Raw genomic sequence first — 25,277 nt, forward strand, 5'->3', positions numbered from 1 at the left:
TAAATATATTATATTTATCGCCCAGTTTTAAATATTCGACAAATGGATAATTAGGTTAAGGAAAATTACTTATGAAGTATACCCAGTCAGCGGTGGTCAGCCTTTTTCTGGCTTTATCTTCCGCAAGTGCTTTCGCTGCTGAAATGAATGCCGGAACCATACATTTCACCGGTCAGATTATCGAACCAAGCTGTACAATAGTGGGAGACGACGGAACGGACAGCACTATTCCCCTTGGCACCTATCCTAAGTCTTACTTTTCCGCGCCAGGCACTGAAACAGAACTCAAGAATTTCAGCATTACCCTTGCCGATTGCCCTCTCAAGAGCGATGGTCTGCCTGCCGTGCAGTTAACCTTCAACGGTCAGACTGCGCTTACGGGCTCGCCAACGCTGCTGGATGTCAGCAAAATCACCACTGAAGGCGAAACTGCTGCTAAAGGCGTAGGCATTGCGGTGAGTCCAGTTGCCGATGCGACAAAGTTGATTGCATTTGATGGCAGTGAAGAGCAGGTATCAATTACCCTTCCAACGATTAAAGACGATCAGATTCATGCTGATTTTTCAGCGCGATATAAGTCATTTGACGCCAACGTGGAAGCCGGCCCGGCTGATGCCGATTTAACGGTAAATATTCTTTATCGTTAATATATATTTGATAAATATTTAGCTAACCAATATTTATCTTGCCAACGCTGCGTCGAAATAACATTCACCGATAATAGCCCGATGAATGTCGGACTATTATCTTTTTTTGTGATTTACCTTTTGCAGGCATCTTATGCATAAAATCCCGCAAGTACTTTTATGTCTTCCGCTAATTTTGACTTCATTTAGCCATGCAGCAGGCATTCAAATTGGGCGTACTCGCATCATTTACAATGCAGACCAAAAAGAGATCGCACTGCCTCTCATCAATAAAGATCGCACTTTACCCTGGTTGATACAATCATGGACGGATACGGGTGACGGTAAAACTCGCGGGCCTTTCATTATCACTCCGCCACTTTTTCGCCTTGATCCGCAGAAAGAACAAAGTCTCCGTGTTGCCTGGAACGGAGTCGCACTTCCAGACGATCGTGAATCTCTTTTTTACATGAATGTTCGCACCATCCCCGCTACGGCAAAAGAGGATAGCAACAAAAACATTCTGCGCCTCGTCTACAAAACCCGGCTCAAGCTTTTTTGGCGTCCTGTAAATCTGCAAGGTACCCCCGGCGAGACCTGTAAAAATCTGCGTTTCAAACGGCAGAAAAACGATCTCCTGATTGTCAATGAGGGGGCGTATTACAGCATTTTTGACAGCCTACAGGTCGGCGGTATCTCGCTACCAAAAGCCGATATGGTGGCCCCAGCCTCTCAGGCTTCATTCATCCTGCCTGAGAAGGCGTCAGGATCCCGCGTGAGCTGGCGCTGCATTACTGATTATGGCAACGCCTCGGAACTTTACACGTCCAACTTGATTCAGGGTTAATACGATATATGACTAAGGGATTACGGCTTACTCGAGGAAAACGCAACGCCGGATTGTCTCCGCTGTTACCCTACCTGAGTGGCGCGTTATTACTCACATCCAGTAATGTATTGGCACGGGAATATCTCTTTTCTCCCTCGTCCCTGGAAGGCGATGCGCTGCAACAGCAGGATATCGATCTTTCTCTCTTCTCCAGAGAAAATGGTCAGCTTCCGGGTCGCTATTCATCACACGTTCTTCTTAATAAGTCGCGACGTGAGGACGAACAAATTTCATACGTGAACAGCGGGTCTGGTGAACTGGTCGCGCAAATCACACCGGACATGCTGCGAAAATGGGGTATTGATGTAGATAAGTTTCCCTTACTGGCGGGTCTGGAGGGGCAGATTCCTCTTTCGGAACCCCTTTATCACTATATCCCGTTTGCCTCATCCACCCTTGATTTCTCCAAAATGACGCTGGAGCTCAGCATTCCGCAAGCCGCATTGCTAAATGGTGGTCGTCTGGACGACATTGATCCATCGCGCTGGAATGATGGTGTTCCGGTTATGTTTGCCGATTACGCCTTCTCAGGCTCGCAGCAAGAGGATAGCGAGCGGAATACGTCAACGACTCGCTACCTCAACTTACGCAGTGGAGCCAATCTGGGTGGCTGGCGAATTCGTAATTACTCTACGTGGAATGAAACAGAAGACGATTCAAACTGGGAATCTATCAACACGTATGTTCAACATGACATTGATCTACTGAGAGCACAGTTCACCGCCGGGGAAAGCAGTACCCGTGGCGAGATCTTTGATAGCCTGCAATATCTCGGGATAAACGTCGCTTCAGATGAAGAAATGTTGCCATACAATAAGCGAGGTTTCGCGCCAGTTATACGCGGTATTGCCAGTTCCAATGCTGAAGTGTCGGTTCGACAAAATGGCTATCTAATCTATCAGCAAGTTGTTGCGCCGGGCGCGTTCGAAATCAACGATCTTTACTCAACGACCAATAGCGGCGATCTGAACGTTACCGTTAAAGAGGCGGATGGCACTGAGCACCATTTTACTCAACCTTTTTCCAGCATTGCCGTCATGCAACGGCCCGGACACATAAAGTACGAACTCACTGCTGCACGCTACCGCTCAGAGAGTGGCAACGATCAAAAAGAACCCGAATTTATACAGGGCAGCGTAATTTATGGCCTTGATAACACCTTCACGTTGTTCGGGGGGGTTACTGCGTCTAAAGATTATCAGGCCATTAACGGCGGTGCCGGGATCGCATTGGGATACCTCGGCTCAATTTCTGCTGACGTGACAGTGGCTAAAACGCGTCTTGATAACGATGATCAAAGTACCGGTCAATCATACCGCCTGCTCTATTCAGGCAAAATTGATGCAACAGATACCAATTTCACCCTTGCCAGCTATCGCTATTCCACCAGTGGCTACTACAGTTTTGCAGACTCCACCCAAAAATATGACGGCAATGAGGATGACTGGCTTTACCGTTACAACAAACGCAACCGCATTCAGGTGAACCTCAGTCAAAACGTGTTAGGAAGCAGCGTCTATCTGAATGGCTATCAACAGGATTACTGGGGAACCTCACGCAAAGAGAGAAACCTCTCAGCCGGTTTCAACACCGTTATTGAGGGTATAAGCATGCACATGGCCTATACCTACAGTAAAATGAACGACGACAGCACTGACAAAATGATCTCTTTCGGGATCAGTATGCCCCTCAGTAAATGGCTACCTCGCGCGTGGAGCAGCTATACCCTTAGCAATACAAAGCATGGCTATACTCGCCAGAACCTGGGTCTCAACGGCACTCTATTGGACGATGAAAGACTCAGTTACTCTTTGCAACAAAGCCACGCCAACCACGATGGTGACGATACCAGCAGCGTCTACGGCACCTATCGCTCCCGTTACGCCATTCTTAACGGTGGCTACACCTACTCCACCGACAATAGCCAGCAGTTGAACTACGGCATGAGCGGTGCAATCGTTGCCCACCCGCACGGAATAACGCTTGCCCAGCCGCTAGGCAATCAGTTTGCCATTATTAGCGCCAACGGGGCACCGGGTATCCGATTCAAAAACCAACGCGGGATCCAGACTGACTGGCAGGGCAATGCGGTTATTCCTTCCCTCACCCCTTACCAGGAAAACCGTATTCGTATCGACACCGCAAGCCTACCGCAGGACGTTGACACAAGTGAAACGACTATCAGCCTTATCCCTTCGCGCAGCGCAGCAGTGATGGCAAATGTCGACGCGCATGTGGGTTATCGCGCGCTAATTACGCTTATTCGCCCTGATGGTAAAACTGTTCCTTTTGGCGCAGTCGCTAACGTAACCGATTCCACTATCAATGGGATCGTGGACGACACAGGTACTGTTTATTTGGCCGGTATTGGGGACAACGCTCGGCTTAATGTGGCGTGGGGAAAAGCCAGCGAACAGCAGTGTAAAGGTCATGTCACGCTTGCTAACGCCCCGGTTTTATCTGGCCCAACAGGGATCCGCTACACCAACGTCATTTGCCAGCAGGAAACAAAACATGCGAACTAACATTTCTTCATGCCTTGTCCCTCTTCTCTCCGGGACAATACTCACTGCGGCCCTCTCTTTTGACCTGCATGCCGTGACAATATTAACAAACTGTTTCCCCGGGCCTCAGGATTACCAGATTTCCTACAGCCGTGAACTGGCGTCGTCGGAAAATATTACCGGTAATGTTGTGCCTGTAAACGACCATCTGTTGGGAAGCGGAGCGGAGATGGAGGCCAGCTGCACGTGCCCCAGCGACATGAAGGGTTCAGACCTGATTATGGAGCTGACCTTCGCCGGGAGCCCGTTAAATGCCGGCGCCAGCGGCTTTGGCTATCTTACAGACTCACTGGACATTGATGTTTCTGGCTACAGCGACGCAATTAACGCCCCTGAAGGTAAGGGGCTGACGAAGCTCGAAATAAACCAATACCCTACCCCTCTTTCAGCAATGAACAGAAAGGTAGAGGGCATAAAATACACCGAGGCTACCGCAAACGTCTGTAATAAAGATACGCGCCCGGAAAGTGGTGCTACGGCGCAAAGAAGGTTCAAATGGAACGTTATCGCAGCCGATTTTCTTGTAAAAAAACCGATCCTTGGCGTGGCAACGATTCCCCCTACGCTGGTTGTTCAAAACTATGCCTGCCTTTATTACGATGGCGATTGCAGCCCAGCGAGCGCTCAGCTGGTTTCTAATATCTGGCTAAGCGGCAACATTTCAGCTCCTCTGAGCTGTACGATAAACGAAGGCAGCACGATAGAAGTTGATTTTGGCGATCTGATATCCAGCCAGTTCGTCACCAGAGGACAACAGCCGAAGGGTTTTGCGCTTAAGGATGTTGATATTTCTTATCACTGCGACAGTAACGCCGTTGGCAAAAACGACCGGATCAAACTTACCCTCAGCGCCGATCAGGGTGTGGTCGATGGTAGCGATCCCGTTATTGCCAAAACGATCGGCCGGGATGATATAGGCGTCAGAATTTTTGATGAGAGTAGCAAAAACGTAGAGCTGGACGGCAGTTTTGAATTTCCGGTCACTATGGATGAACAGGGTAATGGCGTGGTTCGCATTAAAGCGACCCCAGTAAGCACTACAAATGCCCCTCCGAAACCCGGCAGCTTCGAAGGTAACGTGACGGTAAAAATGGATCTACGCTAGCCAGAACACCCTCAGGCTGCTCAAACAACCTGAGGGTAAACGCATTTATCAGAAGCCGAGGCTGTCCAGCAGATCGTCCACCTGATCCTGGCTTGCCACCACGCCCGCCTTGCTGGCGTCGAGCTGTGGCCCATTGAGCAGGCTTTCGTTCTCGCGTTTCGGACGGGCGGCCGGTTCCGGAATGTTCTCCAGCAGCACCATCAGCAACTGACGCTCAATCTCCTGAATCACATCCATCATGCGCTTGATCACCTGGCCGGTAAGATCCTGGAAATCCTGCGCCATCATAATGTCGAGCAGCTGGGCGTTAGTGAAGCTGGTGTGTCCCGGCACGTCACCCAGGAACTGGCGGGTATCGGTGACCAGCTCGCGCGCGTCGGCCAGCTCGATTGGGTTTTCAAACCACGCGTCCCAGCGTTGGGTCAAGGCTTTTGCGCCCTTCTCCATCGCGTCCTGGTGCGGCTGCGAAGCTTCAACACTGTTCAGCGCGCGCTCGGCTGCCTGCGCGGTCATCTGCACCACGTAGTCCAGACGGTCACGGGCGTCAGGGATGGCTTCCGCCGCTTCGGCGATCGCCTGGTCCAGCCCCAGTTCACGCAGGCTGTCGCGCAGCATGCGCGTCAGGCTACCAATGCGGGCAATAATGTCGCTCGGCGAATGTTCTTCAACGGGTTTCATAGCAGGTTGCATCATCACCACCACCTCACATGCCGAGTTTCTCGAAGATCTTGCCGAGCTTCTCTTCCAGAGTCGCCGCGGTGAAAGGCTTCACCACGTAGCCGCTTGCGCCCGCCTGTGCGGCAGCAATAATGTTCTCTTTTTTCGCTTCTGCGGTCACCATCAGCACCGGCAGAGAGGCCATGCCTGCATCCGCGCGGATGGTTTTCAGCAGTTCGAGACCGTCCATGTTTGGCATGTTCCAGTCGGAAATCACAAAGCCAAACCCGCCAGCCTGAAGTTTGTTCAGCGCATCCACACCGTCTTCTGCTTCTTCAACATTGTTGAATCCCAACTCTTTCAGCAGGTTGCGCACAATGCGACGCATGGTGGAAAAGTCATCCACAACCAAAAACTTAAGCTCTTTATCCGCCATAAAATAATACTCCTGAGTCAAATACGTATTGCCTGTCCGGCACTGATTTTCGCCAGCATCTGCTGGCTTACCTGGCTAAGATCGACCACTTCGCTCACGCCACCCATATTGATGGCCTCGCGCGGCATGCCGAACACCACACAACTTGCTTCATTCTGCGCGATGGTCCAGGCGCCAGCCTGGTGCATCGCAAGCATTCCGGCGGCGCCATCGTTGCCCATCCCCGTCAGGATCACCCCTACGGCGTTGCGCCCCGCATGTTTCGCCACCGAATGAAACAGCACATCCACCGACGGACGGTGCCGGTTAACCGGCGGCCCGTCATGAATTTTGATTTGATAGTTCGCCCCGCTTCGCGCCAGCTCCATGTGTTTGTCACCCGGAGCGATATACGCGTGTCCCGGCAGCACGCGCTCGCCGTCTTCCGCCTCTTTCACACTAATCTGGCACAGCTTATTCAGGCGCTCCGCGAACGAGCGGGTAAAGCCTGGCGGCATATGTTGCGTAATCAGGATACCCGGGCTTGAGAGGGGCAATGGCTGGAGTACATGGCGAATTGCCTCTGTTCCTCCGGTTGACGCGCCAATCACCAGCAGTTTTTCCGAGCTGAGTAATGGCCCCGCCTTCAGCGTTGCCGGGGCCGCCGTCGGCTTGTGCGCGGCGAGCTTCGCCCGGGATGCGGTGCGGATCTTCTCGGCGATCATCTCGCTGTACGCCAGCATCCCCTCGCGAATGCCGAGCTGCGGCTTGGTGACAAAATCCACCGCCCCCAGCTCCAGCGCGCGCAGGGTAATCTCCGAGCCTTTCCCGGTCAGGGAGGAGACCATCACCACCGGCATCGGTCGCAGGCGCATTAATTTTTCCAGAAAATCGATGCCATCCATGCGCGGCATTTCGACATCGAGCGTCAGCACGTCGGGGTTATATTTTTTGATTAAATCCCGCGCGACCAGCGGATCGGGCGCTGTCGCCACCATCTCCATATCGCTGTGGCTATTGATGATTTCGGTCATGATCTGACGCATCAGCGCCGAATCATCGACAGACAATACCCTGATTTTACTCATGCTTTTTCCTTACTCAGCGCATATACCGTTTGCCCACGCAGGCTAAACTCACGCACGAGGTTGCTAAAGTTTTCCGAGTGCCCGGCAAACAGTAAACCGTCAGACTTGAGCAACGGAACAAAGCGACGCAGAATGTCCTGTTGCGTCGTTTTATCAAAATAGATCATCACGTTACGGCAAAAAATGGCGTCGAATGGCCCCGGCACGTTGTACTGCTTGTCCAGTAAATTAACGGGGGCAAATTCCACGCAGTTCGCCAGCTCCTGGCGTACGCGCACCAGTCCTTCGTGCGGGCCTGTACCGCGCATGAAGTAACGCTGTAGCTGCTGAGGCGACAGCGTTTTCAGCTCATCCTGGCGATAAACGCCGTTGCGGGCTTTTTCCAGCACTTCGGTGTCGATGTCGCTGGCGTATACTTTCCAGCGGCCCGGCGCCATGCCCAGGGTGTCCGCCAGGGTGATGGCCAGCGAGTACGGCTCCTCACCGGTGGAGGCTGCCGCGCTCCAGACGCGATACTCTCCGCTACGGCGACGGGCGTGTTCCGCCAGCACCGGGAAGTGATGCGCCTCGCGGAAAAACGCGGTCAGGTTGGTGGTTAATGAGTTGATAAATGCCTGCCATTCGGCGCTGTTCTGGTTCGCTTCGAGCATGCTCAGATAGCGGCCAAAATCGTCCAGCCCCAGCGTGCGCAGGCGCCGCACCAGCCGGTTGTAGACCATGTCTCGCTTATGGTCAGCAAGCACGATCCCCGCACGCTGGTAGATTAACTGACATATCCGACGAAAATGCGCGTCGGACAGCGCGAGGCGCTGTGTCATCTGCAACAATAATGACGTTTGCCCTGAGGGCATGGGTGATGTCATAGCGCCTTCTTAATCACATTCAGGATACAACGGGCACGGCCTGTGACCGTCCGACTTCTGTTACTGCTTCAACGTGCTCTTTCACATTAAATACGGCGACTAACCCGGTAAGGTGATCCGCCTGGTTCGCCAGCTGATCGGCAGCCGACGCCGCCTCTTCCACCAGCGAGGCGTTCTGCTGCGTAACCTGATCCATCTGCGTGACGGCCTGCGCCACCTGCTCAATGCCGCGGCGCTGTTCATCCGACGCCGAGGCAATCTCGCCCATAATGTCGTTCACCCGCGTCACGGAGGTGACAATCTCGTGCATGGTCTGCGCGGCGGTATCCACCAGCGCGGATCCCTGCTGGACGCGGGAGACCGATTCTTCAATCAGCCCTTTGATCTCTTTCGCCGCGTTGGCGCTGCGGCTTGCGAGGTTACGGACTTCACCGGCAACCACCGCAAACCCGCGTCCCTGCTCCCCGGCACGCGCCGCTTCCACCGCAGCGTTCAGCGCCAGAATATTGGTCTGGAACGCGATACCGTCGATGACGCTAATAATGTCGCCAATTTTCTGCGAACTGGCGGCAATCTCCTGCATCGTGCTGGCGACGTGCGAGGCCTGGTCACCCCCACGTTTCGCCGTCATCGCCGCCTGTCTGGACAAGTCGGACGCCTGACGCGCGTTATCGGCGTTCTGGCTTACCGTCGCGGTCAGTTGCTCCATACTGGCCGCCGTCTGCGCCAGCGATGCCGCCTGCTGTTCGGTGCGGGACGACAGATCGTTATTGCCCGCCGCAATCTCTGAGATCCCGGTGTGCATGGCGTAACTGCCCTGACGTACGTTGCTTACCGTTTCCCGCAGCGATCCCTGCATCGCCTTCAGGCTGGCAAAAATCGCCGATATTTCATTCTTGCCATACACGGCAACCGGACGCGCCAGATCGCCTTTTGCGATACTGTCGAAGTGGCTGCTGATGATGGCCAGCGGCTGCACGATCGTTTTGCGCGACCACCACAGCGAGCCGCCGGTCAGCAGGGCCGCCAGGATCATCACGGTCAGAAAAATCATCCCTGACATGCGGTAGCTGGTACGGCTGTCCGCGCCGGCACGCGCCACAAACTGGTTAATATCCTGCTGCCACGCGTTAAAGCTGCCGTCGAACGCCGCCTGAGATGCCTGTACCGGCGCGGTCAGGAAGTCAGAAAGTTGGTTGTTCTCCAGCCACGTCGCCTGATGCTCGAGATCGCCGTACCACGCATCAAAGTTCTTCTTCATAGCGACCTTCAGCGCTTTCTCTTTCTCACTCACCGCCTCCTGCGCCGCAAACGCCTTAAACTGCGCGTCGGCCTGCTTCAGGCTGCTGCGGGCCACGACCATCAGCGTCTTAATATCATCCGGCGGATAGCTCAGCGCGGTTAAGGTCCCTGCTTTGTTCAGCGCAGTGCTTGCCTGCAACAGCACGGCACGCGTTTGTGCCAGTGCGGAGCGCTGCTGATTACTCGTCTCAACTTCCTGCAAATTCTGATAGCCATCGCGAAACGCCCAGAAAGACAACCCGTTACTGCCAACCTGCAAAACCCCACACAGGATCAGAATCAAAAACAGTGTGGTCGAGATACGAATACGATTTAACATCCACGCTCCCATCAAGCGGCAAGCAGCCGCGGTTTAATTGTCAGTCAAAATGTTTCCCAGTTTTCATCTTGTCCGGTCACCGCTGCGCGCGTACGTGCTGTCACGGGCGCCGGGGCTGCTTCGCCGTACACCTGCCGCGAGCTGACCGTATTTGTTGTTTTTGAAGTAAGACGGAACGCCGAGACGGCCATTTTCAGGCGGCTCGCCTGGTCCTCCAGCGCAGCGGCCGCCGCAGCGGACTCCTGCACCAGGGCGGCGTTTTGCTGCGTCACACGATCCATTTCCGATACCGCCAGGGCGACCTGGTCAATACCACGACTCTGCTCGTCCGATGCAGAGGCGATTTCACCCATGATGTCCGTCACGCGCGTCACGGCATTCACGATGTCATTCATGGTTTCTCCCGCGCTTTCCACCAGCACCGAGCCGGTATCCACGCGTGAAACAGAGTCTTCAATCAGGGCTTTGATCTCTTTCGCCGCGTTGGCACTGCGGCTGGCAAGGTTGCGCACTTCGCCGGCGACCACGGCAAATCCGCGTCCCTGCTCGCCCGCTCGCGCCGCTTCAACGGCCGCGTTCAGCGCCAGAATGTTGGTCTGGAAGGCGATGCCGTCGATAACGCTGATGATGTCAGCGATTTTCTTCGAGCTGTCGGCAATGTCGTGCATGGTTTTCACCACGCCGTCGACCACACGACCGCCGCGCTGGGCGGTTTCGGACGCGCTTTCTGCAAGCTGAGACGCCTGACGGGCGTTGTCGGCGTTCTGCTTCACGGTTGCGGTGAGCTGCTCCATGCTGGCCGCCGTCTCTTCCAGGGCAGACGCCTGCTGTTCGGTACGGGACGAGAGATCGTTGTTACCCATCGCGATTTCACTCGTGCCGGTGTAGATGGCATCCGCCCCCTCGCGCACGTTGGCGACGGTATCAATCAGCGAACGCTGCATATAGTCGACGCTGGTCGCCAGCTCGGTGATCTCGTTGCGGCCAGATACGGTCAGCGTTTTAGTGAGATCGCCCCGGCCAATGTCACGGATATGCGCAATGACGCGGCCCAGCGGGTTCAGCAGGATATGGCGAATGCCGTACCAGACAGCCATCAGCACGATGACCAGCGCGAGGGCAAGAACCGCCATCTGCCATTTTGCAAAACGGTAGTCGCTCTGGCTTTGCGTAAACGCCGAGTGATAAAGCTCGCCGCTGGCTTTGGCGTACTCGCCGAGCGCCGCGCCGAGGGCGTTCTGCATGCCCTGGGTCGGCTGGGCGAAATAGGCATCCATATTGCCCTTCTCCAGGAACTGCACCAGCTCCGTCAGGCCGGCAAAGTAGGCCTGATATTTTTCATCTATATTTGCGCTCGCCTGCGCCATTGCGGGCTGAGGGGCGATTTTTTTGAAGGCGTCGTAGTGTTTCGCCGCGTCTGCCAGCGTGGCGCGCGCGTTCTTCAGCAGTTCGGTTTTGGCGCTGCTCTGCTGGTTGTTCGGGTCCATCATCATGCGGGCGGACGAGCGGCTCAGGTTGATACGCGTCTGCAACATCAGATCCCAGGTCGTGGTCAGTTCACTTTGCTGCATGCGCAAATCGTTCGAGGCCGCGAAACTGTCCTGGTTCTGTTTTAAAGACGAGAAAAAGAGGCCGCCAGAAATAAGCTGAAGAAGTGCGAAAATGACCAGCACCATCATTAGCATTGTGACAACGCGGATACGGTTCAACATACAACACCTTCTCATCGATTGATTAACGGTGTTATCGGCACGGGCCACGGGAACTTTACATTTGCGAAAGGGAAAAGCGCGGAGGATCAGAACGCGACGTCAACGATCAGCGTGTCGCTGTAGGTTCCGGCAGGCGGCGTGGCCTGGCTGGTCAGGACTTTAGCGGTGTAGTTGTAGGTGCGTAAAAGCCCGTCGGTACTGACCTGGGACGAGCTGGCGCTGGCCCAGCGCTCGCTGCCGCTGCCGCCCCAGCGGTTGCTGGTCGCCTCTTTATAGATGTCGTAACTCATAAAGTTACTGCCGCTAACCATACGACGAACGTTGTTCAGGGCGTTTGCGCCATTGTTTATCCCTATGGTGTAGGTGCTGCCTTTGGTGCAGGTGACGGCGATCGACTGCGAAACGGTGGGGAAATTTTGCACCAGCGGCGCGCTGTTGAAGTTCACGTCCGGCGTGGTCATGGTGCTGCAATCGTTGGTGACGGTCATATTGAGGAGGATAGAGGTGGTTGCCGTGCCGGTTTGCGGGGTCAGGCACAGCCCGGCTGCGCCAACGGCGCACACGTTGTAGTTGATGCTGAACGTTAGCAATACCTGGTATGGCCCGGCCGTGACGTTCTGCCCCGGCACGGTACGGAAATAAAGGGGAATGTTGTAGCGCCTTGACCCCAGCAGCCCGAGCAGGGTGTTGCCGCTCCAGGTATAGGATTTACTGATTTGCACTTCACTGTTTCCGCCACAGCCAGTGGCACCGCACAGGCGCGTGGGGATAACGTCCGCGATAGCCGCGTTATCGGTTCGTTTCATGGTGGCGCGGCTGTTGGCGGCTATCGATGCCGAGGTGTAGGTCAGCGTCACCGAGTCGTTGGTGAGGAGGTTGAGGACCGTATCGCAGGAGACCACCAGCGTGCCAGTGGTTTGCACCTCCCCCGTGCTGCTCAGGGCGAACGAGGTGACGCTGCCAAACGAGGCGTTCACCGTACTGATGGTGCAGGCCGCCCAGCCGCTGCCCGAAAACAGCAGCAGTATGGCTATTATCAGGCGTTTCATGGCGCCTCCCGGCAGGTCAGCGGACCGTAGGTTTGCAGCTTATGCTCGGGGTTTGCGCCCACGGTCAGCGTTGCGGTACAGCGTTTACCGTCCGGGGTAATGACCTCCAGTGGATTCACATCGTTGAGGTTTTCCAGCCAGGCGAGGCCGTCATAGCCGACAACCGCGCTGCTGCGGGACGCGCGTTTGACCTGGCTTCCCACCGGGATCGCATAGCCCTGCGCGTCGTGGAGGATCACGCTCGCAACCCGTTCCTGCTCCATCGGGAAATCCACCAGATAGCCGTTATGCCGACGAATCGCCACCCGACGCTCGGTCTCCTTCAGCCGGGTATCTGCCGGAAGGTTCAGGGTATCAATGCGGTAGCTTGCCGGATAGTAGGCGGAAACGCCGCTCACCAGCAGGTAGCCTTTGTTATTGGTTTTACCCACCGGCTGGTTCTCGTAGCTGACGGGTACGTCCGGGTGTCCGTCGGTGCTGATCACCACAAACGCGTCGTTGATTTTGTTCGCCGCGAACAGTTCACCGTCCATCAGCACAATGGATCCCATCGCCTCGCCCCACCAGGTCATCATGCCCTTCTCGCCGTAGCCGCCGCCCTGAAGCTCAACGTTGTTATTGCGCCAGCCGAGGGTGGCCTGCTGATAGTTACTCGACCGCGACTGGTTGGCCCAGGCCATGTTCCAGCTAAAGCCGCCGTCAGACGGCATCGAGTGGTTATAGTTAATGCGTTGCGTGCTGCCTGCGTCAGGCGTGTTTTCAAAGGTGACGGCGGCGCTGTCACGTTCGCCGAGGGGAACCTGCAACGACAGCGCAACCGTCCAGTCGCCTCGCTGCTGGTCACGGCTGGCAGCCAGATAAATACTGCTTGAGCCCCACAGATTGCGGCTCCAGGAGAGGTTAAGCAGCTCGGTTTTGCGGCTGTCAAAACTCTCAACGCCGATCCACGCCGCGCCGATATTGCCGTAATCACCGAGGTTAAAGGTTAAGGAGTACTGGTCGGTATTGCGGCTCAGGCTGGCAATGGGGTTATCATATTCATCATAAACGGTGGGTTGATCGTACAGGGCGAGGTTGCCGAAGCCGCGATCGCGTCGGGTATGCTGGGTCGCTACGCTAAACTCGCTGGTGCTGTACTGATAGCCCCAGTTCATCTGTCCCCCTTCGTCGCCGCGCATCCGGCTTTGGGTATAAGCGGTATTGACCACGCCAAAACGCCCGAGCTTCACCACCGTGCCCGCGCCGCCGAGCGCCAGCGATTCCGCCCCTTCCGCGTGCCCTTCCAGCGTGAGCCAGTCGGTGAACCCGTAGCGATACGATCCGCTGCCCGCCGCCGGGCCATAGTCGAAATTGTCTATACCGTAGTTGCGCCGCAGGCTGCCCAGCGTCAAAGCGCCGTCGCTCAATCCCTGCTTCAGCACATCGCTGCTGACATAAAACGGCAGCGTGGTGCTCACCTGACGCCCCAGCGCGTCGGTGGTAACCAGTACCGCATCCCCCGCGCCGTTGATATACGGCAGATTAGTGAGGGTAAACGGCCCCGGCTGAAGACGGGTGGAGCCGGAACGGTAGCCGTTGATAAACAGATCGACCGAGGTCGGCACCGCCGCCTCACCGGAAAACTCCGGCAGCGGCCAGGTCACCAGATCCGGACGCAGGGAGAAGTCGCGCCCGTAGCTGATCCCGCCCATGCGCACGCTGGTGCTCCAGCTCAGCGCATCGCTGATAACGTCCCCGACGGTCCAGGTGGTGGCATCCTCTTCGTTGGTGATCAGCAGGGTCGAGTCATAACGCACGTACCCTTCCTGCTGCCCGCTGCTTCCGGCGAAATTCTGTCGGGCGTACCCTGTTGAAGAAAACGAATAGTCTTCGTTGAAATAGCGGAACTCATGCCACAGCGATGCCTGGCCGCCCGTGTGCTCGGTATGGTTTGTATAAACGTCGTAGTTGAGCAGCGCACCCCGGCCATAATGCGGTTTGCTTTGCGCGCTCTGACCGTTAAACGAGGTGATCCGCGCCGCAACCCAGTCCCGTGGGACCGTCAGCATTAGCCGCTGGGCGCTGCTGTCATACTCCACGCGTACCGATGAAAGCGTTGAAAGGTTCACCTCTCCGGCAGGCACATGCTCCGGCGGCAGCCCGGCGCGAAGCAAATCTGCCCCTGAAATAAACCAGGCGCCCTCGCGCTGCGTCACCGGCACCACCAGACCCGTGTCATAGTGGTTCAGCACCAGGGCGAGCTGGAATACTGCTTCACCGTTCATCGTCTGCGCGTCCGGCGGCGGCGGTAAACTGTCGTCGCCGGTTTCGCCAAAGGCGCTGGTACTGACGCAAAGCAGGATCATCATCGCCGGTTTCAGCTGTCGGGCGTCGATTGCCATTGCGTATCCCTGGCATTAATTTGCGCGCTCATCCGATTCGGCTGATAAATCCCTGCCGGAAGCGGCCAGCTTCGGGTGCTGCCTGGCAGCACGTAACCCAGTAGCCCCTCGGCAACCGTGCGTTTTTGCCCGCCCTGCTCAACCGCAACCTGGCTGAGCCTGACGTGAACGTTCCCCTGATTGCGGACCTGAAGCGCGGGTTTTCCCCCCTCCTGAATGACCCGCCAGCTGAGTTGTTGCGTGTTCGCCAGCGCGTGATGCGCTCCTTCATTGAGGGTGGGGATCCCCTGGCCGTAGACGAATAAAGGAATGGAGTAGCGCATTTGCAGTTTCAGGCCGAGGGACGGTTCCGCTTTAGCATCCGGCTGGGGAATTTCATCCACGATAATGCGGTAGGCTTGCTCGACGCCCGACGGGATTGTCCCCTGCTTGATCAGGCGAATAAGCTGTTTACTGCCGTTTGCGATGGTCACAATCGGCGGGCTGGCGACCACATCCTGCTGGGCAGTGTAACGTTCATAACCGCCCTCCTGTTTCCAGCGCACAATGCGTATCTGCATTGTCGTGGCGCTGTTGCCCTGGTTCTGGATCCACAATTCAGTGGCTTTGGCCTCTGCCGAAAGCCACGGATCGATGGGCCACAGAAGAATGGTTGCCGCTGCTTGCGCCTTTACCGCCGCGAGGGCCGTTACCCCCAACAGACTTATCAGGCCTGACCGCCTGAAAAATGGCTTCATCGATGCTCTCCCTTTCCTACCATGACAAGGTCACGGTGAGTTGATCTGAATAAGTTCCTGACGGGCTAAACCCGGTCAGAAGCGCGACGCCAAAAAGAGGCAGCGCGATGTTATTGCTGTTGGTATAGGTAATCGGTATGGCCTGGTTAACCCCTATTTCACTGTTTGCGGCCAGAGAGCCGCTGCTGTAAAGGCGGTATCCAACCACCTCCGTCCCGCCAGAACGGGTCATCCGCCGCACCGAGCTGTAGTTCTGCCCGCCGTTAATGCTCATGCTTAGCGCCACGCCCGGCGTACAGGCGATGGACAACGCGCCGTCGGCGACAAAACTGGTGCTGACCGGCGCGCTTTCCACACCGCTGCGGGTCCCGAAATTTAGCGTACCGAAACGCCCGCCGGTGCCGGTGCTTACCGAGCATCCGGGTACCACCGTCGCGCTCACCCTGAATGACTGGGACGTCACCGCCCTGGCGTCGGGGAGCAGCACCAGCCCGACGAACAGGGCCAAAAAAGGGTGCACGAGGCCCTCTGCGCTGACGCGCAGACATAAACACAGTGCCTTCATGGCTGAATCAGTAGGTGACGCTGACGTTAATCGTGTCGGTATAGGTTCCCGGTACGACCGTTACGCTATTGCCGCCGCCCGTGATGCGTGCGTAAAGGGTGTAGCTGTCCACCCCACCCGCCGTAGAGGCAACCGGCAGCGCGGCATTGTTCGCAACCACGTTGTTGTAACCGCTGTCGCTGAACAGGCTGTAGGCAACGCCCTGCGCCGCATTGGCGGTGTTCACCAAATAGCGGCCAGGCGTACCTGGGGTGCCGACGACGGTTCCGGGTGCGGTAGCGTTGGTGTTGCCGGTGATCGCCACCGTATAGCTGGCGGTGGTACATTGAATGGTAAAGGTGTTTCCTCCGCTGGCACCGGTTAACTGGGTTGTCAGCGTGGAAAACGTAGCAGGATGGGTGCCGAAATCGAGCGTACCGAAGTTAATGCCGTTTTGCGTTGGCGAGCCGTTGATCAAGCAGCCGTTGGTCAGCGTCAGCGTCGCGCCGATAGTGCCGCTACTGGTGACCGCGAGAGCCTGACCGACCGTTGTCGCCGTCAGCAGCGTGCCCGCGCAGATAAAAAGAAGTTTTCTTTTCATTTACCACTCTCCAGAAGATTATAGGTTCGCTTGCTATATTTTATTCATACTGTTCAATATGTTAGCCCCGCTAAAACATTCCCCGGCGCGGTTACTGAGAATTTAGTTTATGGTTAGCACTTCAACCACTTTCATCAAAAAGCGGTCAACTTCGCCCGAATTAACAGACTATTAACAAACATTACAAAGAGTTAGCAAAAAAAAAGAGGCATTATTCTTGCTTAGCTTGAGGATATATCGCCTGTAGTGTGATCTGAGTCACAATATATCGTGACCTGCAAAACAACGAATTTCATAAAAATTAAAAACAAGTTGTAACTCACCCCGCTTTACTTCAATTTATGCCCCGAATATTTTCCTGCGCTTAAATAAAAATTTTGTATGCATTGACGCAGGAAACTCTTTTAGCGCATTGAGGATCTTTTTGTGGCAAGTGCAAACAAACTCACGCTCTTCATCGTGATTTTCATGTTGGCGGGTATTCTTTCAGGTGCGGCGATCCATGAATATGCATCGCCCGACGCGATACAGGCCTGGTCGGAGAACATTACGCTGCTGACCGATATCTTCCTGCGGCTGATTAAAATGGTGATCGCCCCGCTGGTGTTCAGCACCCTGACGGTGGGCATTATGAGGCTGGGTGAAACGTCGACGATTGGACGCGTCGGTGGTAAAGCGATGGTATGGTTTATCAGCTCGTCCGTGCTTTCCATTCTGGTGGGGCTGTTTATCGTTACCCTTGAACAACCCGGCAGCGGTCTGAACCTGAGCATTCCTACAGAGACGGTTGATACCGGCCTGGCCGTGAGCGGGATGTCGCTGAAAGCCTTCCTGTCACACACCATTCCAACCAGCATTGCCGGCGCGATGGCCAACAATGAGATCCTGCAAATTGTGGTCTTCTCGATGTTCTTCGGCATTGGCGGCGCGTCGCTGGGCCAAAAATTCAACGCCCCGCTGGTCGCGGCGCTGGATGTGGTGTCCCACATTATGCTTAAAGTGACGGGCTACGTGATGTACGTTGCGCCGCTCGCCATTTTTGCAGCGATTTCGTCGGTGATTGCCACGCAGGGGCTGGGCATCTTGCTGAACTATGCCTCGTTTATTGGTGGTTACTATGTGGCGATCCTCCTGACCTGTCTGGTGTTGCTGGCGGTCGGTTATATGGTGCTGAAAAAAGAGGTTTTCCGTCTGGTGGCGATGCTGAAGGATCCGGTGCTGGTGGCGTTTACCACCAGCAGTTCAGAAGCGGCATACCCTAAAACGCTGGAGCAGCTAGCACGCTTCGGCTGTTCACGTAATATCGCCTCTTTCGTCCTGCCAATCGGCTATTCGTTTAACCTGGTCGGCTCCATGGTGTACTGCTCGTTCGCCTCGATGTTTATCGCCCAGGCGTACAATATTCACCTGAGTTTGACCGAGGTGACGGTGCTGATGCTCACGCTGATGCTGGCCTCGAAGGGTATTGCGGGCGTACCGCGCTCGTCGCTGGTGGTGCTGGCGGCAACCATTCCGAGCTTTAACATTCCGGTCGCCGGGATCCTGCTGCTGATGGGAATTGACCATTTCCTGGATATGGGCCGATCGGCCATTAACGTGCTGGGGAACGGGATCGCGACGGCGATGCTGTCGCAGAATGAAGGGGCGCGGGAAGCGGAGGCAGAGCTGGTGGAGCAGGAGGCGTAAGGATACAAAAGAGCCGGGTGAAGCTGACGCTTACCCGGCATACGTGTTCGAGCCATGTGTAGGCCGGGTAAGGCGACGCCGCCGCCCGGCTTTAATTTTATGCCACGTGATTCGCCGCGATATCCAACAGCGCCATCTCTTCACTGTTCAGCAGCTTCTCAATATTGACCAGAATCAGCATACGCTCGCCGAGCGCACCCAGACCCGTCAGGTATTCCGTCGACAGCGTGACCGCAAACTCCGGCGCAGGACGGATTTGATCGGCGGTCAGCGACAGCACGTCAGACACGCCGTCCACGACGATCCCTACCACGCGCTGCCCCAGATTCAGGACAATCACCACCGTGTTGTCGTTGTACTCCACGTCGCCCTGGCTGAACTTCACGCGCAGATCCACGATAGGCACAATCACACCGCGCAGGTTGGTCACACCCTTGATAAACGCTGGCGTGTTCGCAATGCGCGTTACCTGATCGTAACCGCGAATTTCCTGCACTTTCAGAATGTCGATCCCGTACTCTTCATCCCCTAAAGTGAAAACCAGGAATTCCTGCCCAGATGGCTCGCCCGCCAGTTTCGTTACGTTACTCATACCGGTCATGTTATTACCTTTTACTTAATCAGGCGGCTGTGTTCGCCACACGTTGTTCACGATTTAATCCCTGAAGTGCCGATACATCGACGATCAGCGCGACGCTACCATCACCCAGGATGGTGGCAGCAGAGATCCCCGGCACTTTGCGGTAGTTACTTTCCAGGTTCTTAACCACCACCTGATGCTGACCAATCAGCTGATCGACCAGCAGCGCGTAGCGGCGCCCGGCGCTTTGCAGGATCACAACGATACCCTGCGTCGCCTCGGTTTTTGCCCCGTCCACTTCGAACACTTTCCACAACTCCACCAGCGGCAGGTATTCGCCGCGCACTTCAAGCACGCGCTCGCCGCCCGCCAGCGGATGGAGATCTTCTTCACGCGGCTGGAGGGATTCCATCACCGCGTTCAGCGGCAGAATAAAGACTTCGTCCGCCACTTTAACGGACATACCGTCAAGAATGGCCAGCGTCAGCGGCAGCAGGATACGAATCGTGGTGCCCGCGCCCTGCTTAGACTGGATCTCAACGTGACCGCCCATCTCCTGAATGTTACGTTTCACCACGTCCATGCCCACGCCACGGCCGGAAACATCGGTGACCTGCTCTGCGGTTGAGAAGCCCGGGGCAAAAATCAGCATGCCCACTTCTTCATCGGTCATGTTTTCGTTGACCGCCATCCCCTGCGAAATCGCCTTCGCCAGGATACGCTCGCGGTTCAGGCCCGCGCCGTCATCGGTCACTTCGATGCAGATGTTGCCGCCCTGATGTTCCGCAGAGAGGATCAGGTTGCCAACCGGCGATTTTCCGGCGGCCACGCGGTTTTCCGGCAGCTCGATGCCGTGGTCGAGGCTGTTACGCACCAGGTGCGTTAACGGGTCGATAATGCGTTCGATCAGGCTTTTGTCCAGCTCGGTAGAGCTGCCCATCAGCGTGAGTTCGATTTGCTTGTTGAGCTTGCCGGCCAGGTCGCGCACCAGGCGCGGGAAGCGGCTGAAGACATATTCCATCGGCATCATGCGGATGGACATCACCGATTCCTGCAAATCGCGGGCGTTACGTTGTAACTGGCCCATGCTGGTGATGAGATCCCCGTGGGTCACCGGGTCCAGCTCGTTGGAGCGCTGGGCCAGCATCGACTGGGTGATAACCAGTTCACCGACCAGGTTGATCAGCTGATCCACTTTTTCTACCGCCACGCGAATGCTCGTGGACTCGCTGGAACGCGCCGCCGGTTTTTCACCGCGCGCCGGCGATGCCGTCTCTTTAGGCACGGCCTTCAGCGCAGGGGCAGCAGGGACCATCGCAGGGGCCTTTTCTTCCGCAGCGGGCGCTTCAACCGCCGCAGCGTCGGTTTCAAAAGCAATCTGATCCGCTTCAATAACGAAGCACAGCACCGCCACGATGTCGTCCTGGCCGATACCGTCGTCGAGGGTCGCGGCCAGACTGTCTTTGCCCTTCACCACGTTGCTGAGCGTCGCCAGGTTACCCAGCTCCTCTTCCAGCAGGTTGACCTCGTTCTCTTTCAGGCGTGACAGCACCACGCGCAGTTTCCCTGCGGGCGCTTCAGGAGCCGTATCTGGCTCAGCAACGGCGTCAACAACGCTCAGTTTTGCCGCAGGGACAACGGGCGCAGACGCCTCACCTTTGGCTTCCAGCGCGAGCTGACGCAGCGCGTTGCAGATGTATTCAAAGCTGGCGGCATCAGGCTCTGCCGAACTTTTATAGGCGTCGAGCTGTTCCTGCATAATATCTTTCGTTTCCAAAAACAGGTTGATAATGTCGGTATTGAGCTGCATCTCACCGCGTCGTGCTTCATCCAGCAGGTTTTCCATTAAATGGGTCGTTTCCTGCAAAATGGTAAATCCAAACGTGCCGGCTCCGCCTTTAATGGAGTGCGCCGCACGGAAGATGGCATTGAGCTGTTCTGAATCCGGTGCTTCGGGCACCAGATCCAGCAAATGTTGCTCCATATCGGCCAACAGTTCATCGGCTTCATCAAAAAATGTCTGGTAAAAATCGGTAATATCCATGCTCACGCTATCACCTCGGATTGGCTGGTGGCGATGTTGGAACGGCAGCCGAAGGGACGGCCCCAGGCTGTTTTAAATCGTCCAGTGACTCATTCTGACTTTCGGCGTTTTCGTGCAGGATGGCCTGCTCCGCCTGCTGGTTCAGCACTAAAAGACTGATACGACGGTTGATGGCGTCATCCGGTCCGCGGTCGGTAAGGCGCATGGTTGCAGCCATGCCGACCACGCGCAGGACCTTGCCATCATCAAGCCCACCCGCCACCAGCTCGCGTCGCGAGGCGTTGGCGCGATCGGCAGAAAGCTCCCAGTTGCTGTATCCCTTCTCGCCCGTGGCGTACGGGAAATCATCCGTGTGACCGGACAGGCTAACGCGGTTAGGAATACCGTTCAGCACCGGTGCAATCGCGCGCAGAATATCGCGCATATAGGGCTCCACGTCGGCGCTGCCGGTTTTGAACATCGGCCGGTTCTGGCTATCGATGATCTGAATGCGCAGCCCTTCCTGTACCAGGTCGATCTTCAGATGCGGACGCAGCGCGCGCAGTTTGGGGTCCGCTTCAATCAGCTGATCCAGGTCGCCGCGCAGTTTTTTCAGGCGCGCCTGCTCCATCCGTTTTTTCAGTTCGTCGATGTTAGGCTGTTTTTTGACTTCGCCCTGCTGCTGGGTGTAATCGTCACCGCCGCCGGGGATCGGGCTGTCGCTGTTCGAAATACGCGGCCCGCCGGTGACCGCCGTCGCCAGCGGCGTTCTGAAATATTCCGCAATCTGGATAAGCTCTTTCGGGCTGGAGATGGAGATCAGCCACATCACCAGGAAGAAAGCCATCATGGCGGTCATAAAGTCGGCGTAGGCGATTTTCCAGGAGCCGTGAGAACCGTGCCCGTGCCCCTTATGCTTGCGCTTTTTTACGATGACGATCGGGTGGGACTGGTTTTTCATGCGTCCTCGGTGGTCGTCTGTTGGTTAGGGTTTTTCACCGCACGCACGTGCTCTTCCAGTTCGATAAACGACGGACGTTCGCTGGAGTAGAGCGTTTTACGACCAAATTCGACGGCGATCGGTGGTGCATAGCCGTTGAGGTTTGAGAGCAGCGTAATTTTCACGCACTGCATCATTTTGGTGGTTTCGGCGCTCTTCTGGCGCAGCACGCTCGCCAGCGGGGAGATAAAGCCGTAGGCCAGTAAAATGCCGAGGAAGGTTCCCACCATCGCGTGGGCAATCAGCGCCCCCAGCTCTGCCGCCGGGCGATCCGCCGAGGCCAGGGCATGAACAACGCCCATAACCGCCGCCACGATCCCGAAGGCCGGAAGCGAGTCGCCCACCAGCGCCAGGCTGTTGGCCGGCACTTCAGATTCGCTCTCGTGGGTTTCGATCTCTTCGTCCATCAGGGCTTCAATTTCGAAGGTATTCATGTTGCCGCTGATGATCAGGCGCAGGTAATCGACGATAAAATCGAGCATCATCGCATCGGCCAGAATACGCGGGTAGCTGGCGAAAATTTCGCTCTCTTTCGGGTTTTCGATGTCCCGCTCCAGCGAGAACATCCCCTGCTGACGTGACTTCGCCATCAGACGATAGAGCAGCGCCAGCAGATCCATATACATGCTTTTGGTGTATTTCGAACGACGAAACAGCAGCGGAATCGCCTTCAGCGTGCCCTTGATCGATTTACCGTTGTTCCCAACGATAAAAGCCCCTACCCCTGCACCGCCGATGATGACAAGTTCAGCCGGTTGATAGAGTGCTCCAAGGTGCCCGCCGGTCATCATGTAACCGCCGAAAACTGTACCGAGAACTACCAGGTAACCTAATAAGATAAGCACGACATCATCCTTCCGCTAGTGACTATGGCAGGACGTTCATCTCGAGCGCATGACCGGAACGCAGGGTAAAAAAAAGCAGCGGTAATGGCTTACCGCTGCTGGAATCTTGCCCACAGGTTCGGGTTAAACAGCGTGTTCGATCTGTTCATCCAGCAGTTGTGGAATAATATCGGCAGCATCCCGGGAAAGTTTACGTCTTTTTACGGCTCGGGATGGAGGCTGGCACAAACTACAGGCGAAGCTGCCCGCAGGCTGGTGCGCGTGGGTAATAAAATTGCCGTCACAGCAGTTGCAGCGCGACAATTCAAGCATTCCGCTTTCAACAAAACGCACCAGCGTCCAGGCGCGCGTCAGCGCCAGCAGAGGACCCTCTTCCTGCTGCGGGCATTGCTCAAGGTAAAGTTTGTAGGCTTTGATCACGGCGTCAACGCCGCTGCATAAGCCCGTTTTCAGCAGGTACTGCCAGGCGTTGCAGAACATGGAAGCGTGGATATTCTGTTCCCAGGTCATGAACCAGTCCGTTGAAAACGGCAGCATGCCTTTCGGCGGCGGGCTTCCACGTAACTCTTTGTACAGCTTGATCAAACGTCCACGGCTCAGCTGCGTCTCGCTTTCCAGCATCTGTAAACGCGCGCCCAGCGTGATCAGCTCCATCGCCAGCTGTATGTCACGGGCTTCCTGAACAATGCTTTTTTCGCTCATTGTTAAGCCCTTTTCTTCCGGGCTACGTCATCAGGCTGGCTGATTTCGTTGAGCAGGCGGGTGGAGAGAAGAATACCGGTGTGGATCTGTTGCAGATCGTCCACGCGGGATTCCTGAGTCAGACGCGTAATGGTCTGGGGGTTATCAAAACGGAACTGACAGACAAGTTGGTTAGTTTCCGCCAGCTTGACCATTTGCGGAAGCGTTAACCCACCCAGCATGGTTGCCATCTCTTCGTTAACACCCAGACGAAACATCGCTGACGGTTTGTCCTGACTAATCAAACGCTGCGCGAGCAATAAATACGACAAATTGATGTCGTAAATATGTTTTAGCAACTCGGATGTATGCATTTTTCCCATCCCGAATAACCAACTATTATTTTTATGCGGAAAGACCGCACCCCGTGATGTCGCCGGGAAATCACCCGGTATAAAAAAGAAAAGGCCAAATGCATAGTTGAATTTAGGTTTGTACGTCGTAAAGCGCGTGACCGGCTAACATGGCCAAAATGTCGGTTACACATTTTATCTTTTCTTACAAATAACTAAGATTTTTCCTAATTCGACGCAAACTCTACTCGTCAGTTTTGACACATACAATGCAGCCCCCCCTGGAATTTAAAAAAAATGTGATCTACGTCACATAATTTACGCGAATGTAACCCATAAATCCATCAGCGTGACTTGTAATTTGGGTGTTTTTCACCCAACCGAAGCTTGTTTATATTCTTAAGCAACGAATACTCATGCATCCGGACAGGAAAATTGGGCCTGGGATAGGCGAGAACAGGGCAAATTCGCGATAACCTGCTATGGGGAAAACGTCACGCTGAAACGACATTTAATTAATAAAGTAAAAACAGCAAGTTAACGTTGGCAACCAAAAAAACAGTTTCGTTGCGTAACGATCTTCGTCGGGTTGACGTTGCGTTAAGCCGGGTAAACCGCCCGGAAGCTTAAATGTGTGATTTACGTTAAGTTGTTAATTATTTTCATTTAGCCCAACTTTTCAGTTATTCTTCTTATAAGAATAATTAATGAATAATTATGATAAGCTTCACACTAATGACGCATTCACCTCTTGCAGTAACGTCAGTTTCGCGGTAAAGCTGGGGAAACTTGTCATTCTGACATCAAAGGAGTGCGTGATGAGTTACTCCCATCTGCTTGTTTCCGTTGCTGTTTCTCCCGAAAGCCATCAGCTTGTCGCCCGAGCCGTGTCCATCGCCCGCCCCGCAAACGCCCGCATCAGCCTGATCACGCTGGCCGCCGAACCCGAAATGTATAATCAGCTGGCTGCGCCGATGCTGGAGGATATTCGTGAGGTGTTGCAGGAGGAAACGCAGCAATTTCTGCGAGAGCTGGCACAGAAGGCAGACTATCCGATTCATCAGACCGTCATCGCGACGGGTGAATTAAGCGCGCATATTCTCGACATGTGCCAGAAAGAGAATATTGACCTGGTGATTTGCGGGAATCATAACCAGAGCTTTTTTTCTCGTGCGGCTTGCTCGGCAAAATCCATTGTTTCATCAAGCCGTGTTGATGTACTGCTGGTGCCTCTCGGGGGCAATTAATGCCCCCGGA

At 55.3% G+C, this 25,277-nt stretch carries 23 protein-coding genes; 6 read left to right on the top strand and 17 right to left on the bottom strand.

Annotation, left to right across the window (positions count from 1 at the left end; genetic code table 11):
• Positions 1 to 71: 71 nt before the first annotated feature.
• The 4 genes from IM300_RS19420 to IM300_RS19435 all read left to right on the top strand — a co-directional run bounded on the left by IM300_RS19420 (position 72) and on the right by IM300_RS19435 (position 5,184).
• On the top strand, positions 72 to 647 hold the full coding sequence (locus tag IM300_RS19420; protein WP_063868454.1) for a fimbrial protein: 576 nt from the start codon (positions 72 to 74) through the stop codon (positions 645 to 647).
• Positions 648 to 780: 133 nt separating this feature from the next.
• Positions 781 to 1,473 (top strand): molecular chaperone, encoded by a 693-nt coding sequence (locus tag IM300_RS19425; protein WP_193037915.1) that lies wholly within the window; start codon positions 781 to 783, stop codon positions 1,471 to 1,473.
• A gap of 8 nt (positions 1,474 to 1,481) precedes the next feature.
• Complete coding sequence (locus IM300_RS19430) at positions 1,482 to 4,040, top strand: fimbria/pilus outer membrane usher protein (protein WP_193037917.1); 2,559 nt, start codon at positions 1,482 to 1,484, stop codon at positions 4,038 to 4,040.
• Positions 4,030 to 5,184 carry a fimbrial protein gene (locus IM300_RS19435; protein ID WP_193037919.1) on the top strand — a complete coding sequence of 385 codons (1,155 nt, stop codon included), beginning with the start codon at positions 4,030 to 4,032 and terminating at the stop codon, positions 5,182 to 5,184. The genes IM300_RS19430 and IM300_RS19435 overlap by 11 nt, the downstream gene beginning before the upstream one ends.
• A gap of 48 nt (positions 5,185 to 5,232) precedes the next feature.
• On the opposite strand, the gene cheZ is transcribed toward IM300_RS19435, so the two are convergent.
• The 11 genes from cheZ to IM300_RS19490 form a co-directional block, all read right to left on the bottom strand.
• Positions 5,233 to 5,877: a protein phosphatase CheZ gene (gene cheZ, locus IM300_RS19440; protein ID WP_063450128.1), complete on the bottom strand. Its 645-nt coding sequence runs from the start codon at positions 5,875 to 5,877 to the stop codon at positions 5,233 to 5,235.
• Between the two features lie 10 nt (positions 5,878 to 5,887).
• Positions 5,888 to 6,277, bottom strand: a complete 390-nt coding sequence (cheY, locus tag IM300_RS19445) for a chemotaxis response regulator CheY (RefSeq protein WP_000763862.1) — start codon at positions 6,275 to 6,277, stop codon at positions 5,888 to 5,890.
• 17 nt (positions 6,278 to 6,294) lie between these two features.
• On the bottom strand, positions 6,295 to 7,344 hold the full coding sequence (locus tag IM300_RS19450) for a chemotaxis response regulator protein-glutamate methylesterase (protein ID WP_003859716.1): 1,050 nt from the start codon (positions 7,342 to 7,344) through the stop codon (positions 6,295 to 6,297).
• On the bottom strand, positions 7,341 to 8,207 hold the full coding sequence (cheR, locus tag IM300_RS19455; protein WP_063868450.1) for a protein-glutamate O-methyltransferase CheR: 867 nt from the start codon (positions 8,205 to 8,207) through the stop codon (positions 7,341 to 7,343). The genes IM300_RS19450 and cheR overlap by 4 nt, the downstream gene beginning before the upstream one ends.
• A 19-nt stretch (positions 8,208 to 8,226) precedes the next feature.
• A complete protein-coding gene (gene tap / locus IM300_RS19460) occupies positions 8,227 to 9,828 on the bottom strand; it encodes a methyl-accepting chemotaxis protein IV (protein WP_193037921.1) in 1,602 nt (533 codons plus the stop codon).
• Between the two features lie 44 nt (positions 9,829 to 9,872).
• Positions 9,873 to 11,540 carry a methyl-accepting chemotaxis protein II gene (gene tar, locus IM300_RS19465; RefSeq protein ID WP_193037923.1) on the bottom strand — a complete coding sequence of 556 codons (1,668 nt, stop codon included), beginning with the start codon at positions 11,538 to 11,540 and terminating at the stop codon, positions 9,873 to 9,875.
• An 86-nt stretch (positions 11,541 to 11,626) separates the two neighbouring features.
• Entirely contained in the window at positions 11,627 to 12,589 is a 963-nt protein-coding gene (locus IM300_RS19470) for a spore coat U domain-containing protein (RefSeq protein WP_193037925.1), read from the bottom strand.
• Complete coding sequence (locus tag IM300_RS19475) at positions 12,586 to 14,970, bottom strand: fimbria/pilus outer membrane usher protein (RefSeq protein ID WP_193037928.1); 2,385 nt, start codon at positions 14,968 to 14,970, stop codon at positions 12,586 to 12,588. Before IM300_RS19475 ends, IM300_RS19470 begins: the two co-directional genes overlap by 4 nt.
• Positions 14,946 to 15,707, bottom strand: a complete 762-nt coding sequence (locus IM300_RS19480; protein ID WP_193037930.1) for a molecular chaperone — start codon at positions 15,705 to 15,707, stop codon at positions 14,946 to 14,948. The genes IM300_RS19475 and IM300_RS19480 overlap by 25 nt, the downstream gene beginning before the upstream one ends.
• 16 nt (positions 15,708 to 15,723) lie before the next feature.
• Positions 15,724 to 16,272, bottom strand: a complete 549-nt coding sequence (locus tag IM300_RS19485; RefSeq protein ID WP_193037932.1) for a spore coat U domain-containing protein — start codon at positions 16,270 to 16,272, stop codon at positions 15,724 to 15,726.
• Positions 16,273 to 16,279: 7 nt separating this feature from the next.
• Complete coding sequence (locus tag IM300_RS19490) at positions 16,280 to 16,852, bottom strand: spore coat protein U domain-containing protein (protein WP_063450136.1); 573 nt, start codon at positions 16,850 to 16,852, stop codon at positions 16,280 to 16,282.
• A gap of 426 nt (positions 16,853 to 17,278) precedes the next feature.
• On the opposite strand from IM300_RS19490, the gene IM300_RS19495 reads away from it, so the two are divergent.
• Complete coding sequence (locus tag IM300_RS19495; protein ID WP_193037934.1) at positions 17,279 to 18,538, top strand: dicarboxylate/amino acid:cation symporter; 1,260 nt, start codon at positions 17,279 to 17,281, stop codon at positions 18,536 to 18,538.
• A 97-nt stretch (positions 18,539 to 18,635) separates the two neighbouring features.
• Here IM300_RS19495 and cheW read toward each other — a convergent pair whose 3' ends face one another.
• From cheW to flhD, 6 genes are all read right to left on the bottom strand, one after another.
• Positions 18,636 to 19,139: a chemotaxis protein CheW gene (gene cheW / locus IM300_RS19500; RefSeq protein ID WP_003859699.1), complete on the bottom strand. Its 504-nt coding sequence runs from the start codon at positions 19,137 to 19,139 to the stop codon at positions 18,636 to 18,638.
• Positions 19,140 to 19,158: 19 nt separating this feature from the next.
• A complete protein-coding gene (gene cheA, locus IM300_RS19505) occupies positions 19,159 to 21,168 on the bottom strand; it encodes a chemotaxis protein CheA (protein WP_107533278.1) in 2,010 nt (669 codons plus the stop codon).
• A 4-nt stretch (positions 21,169 to 21,172) separates the two neighbouring features.
• Positions 21,173 to 22,102: a flagellar motor protein MotB gene (gene motB / locus IM300_RS19510; protein ID WP_022648511.1), complete on the bottom strand. Its 930-nt coding sequence runs from the start codon at positions 22,100 to 22,102 to the stop codon at positions 21,173 to 21,175.
• A complete protein-coding gene (gene motA, locus IM300_RS19515; protein ID WP_003859696.1) occupies positions 22,099 to 22,986 on the bottom strand; it encodes a flagellar motor stator protein MotA in 888 nt (295 codons plus the stop codon). Before motA ends, motB begins: the two co-directional genes overlap by 4 nt.
• A 123-nt stretch (positions 22,987 to 23,109) precedes the next feature.
• Entirely contained in the window at positions 23,110 to 23,688 is a 579-nt protein-coding gene (gene flhC / locus IM300_RS19520) for a flagellar transcriptional regulator FlhC (protein WP_003859695.1), read from the bottom strand.
• Positions 23,689 to 23,690: 2 nt separating this feature from the next.
• Positions 23,691 to 24,041 carry a flagellar transcriptional regulator FlhD gene (gene flhD, locus IM300_RS19525; protein ID WP_003859693.1) on the bottom strand — a complete coding sequence of 117 codons (351 nt, stop codon included), beginning with the start codon at positions 24,039 to 24,041 and terminating at the stop codon, positions 23,691 to 23,693.
• 797 nt (positions 24,042 to 24,838) lie between these two features.
• Between flhD and uspC the strand changes: the two genes are divergently transcribed.
• Positions 24,839 to 25,267, top strand: a complete 429-nt coding sequence (uspC, locus tag IM300_RS19530; RefSeq protein ID WP_063868443.1) for a universal stress protein UspC — start codon at positions 24,839 to 24,841, stop codon at positions 25,265 to 25,267.
• Positions 25,268 to 25,277: the final 10 nt, after the last annotated feature.

The sequence above is a fragment of the Enterobacter cloacae complex sp. I2 genome (assembly GCF_014896205.1).
Lineage (GTDB): Bacteria > Pseudomonadota > Gammaproteobacteria > Enterobacterales > Enterobacteriaceae > Enterobacter > Enterobacter quasihormaechei.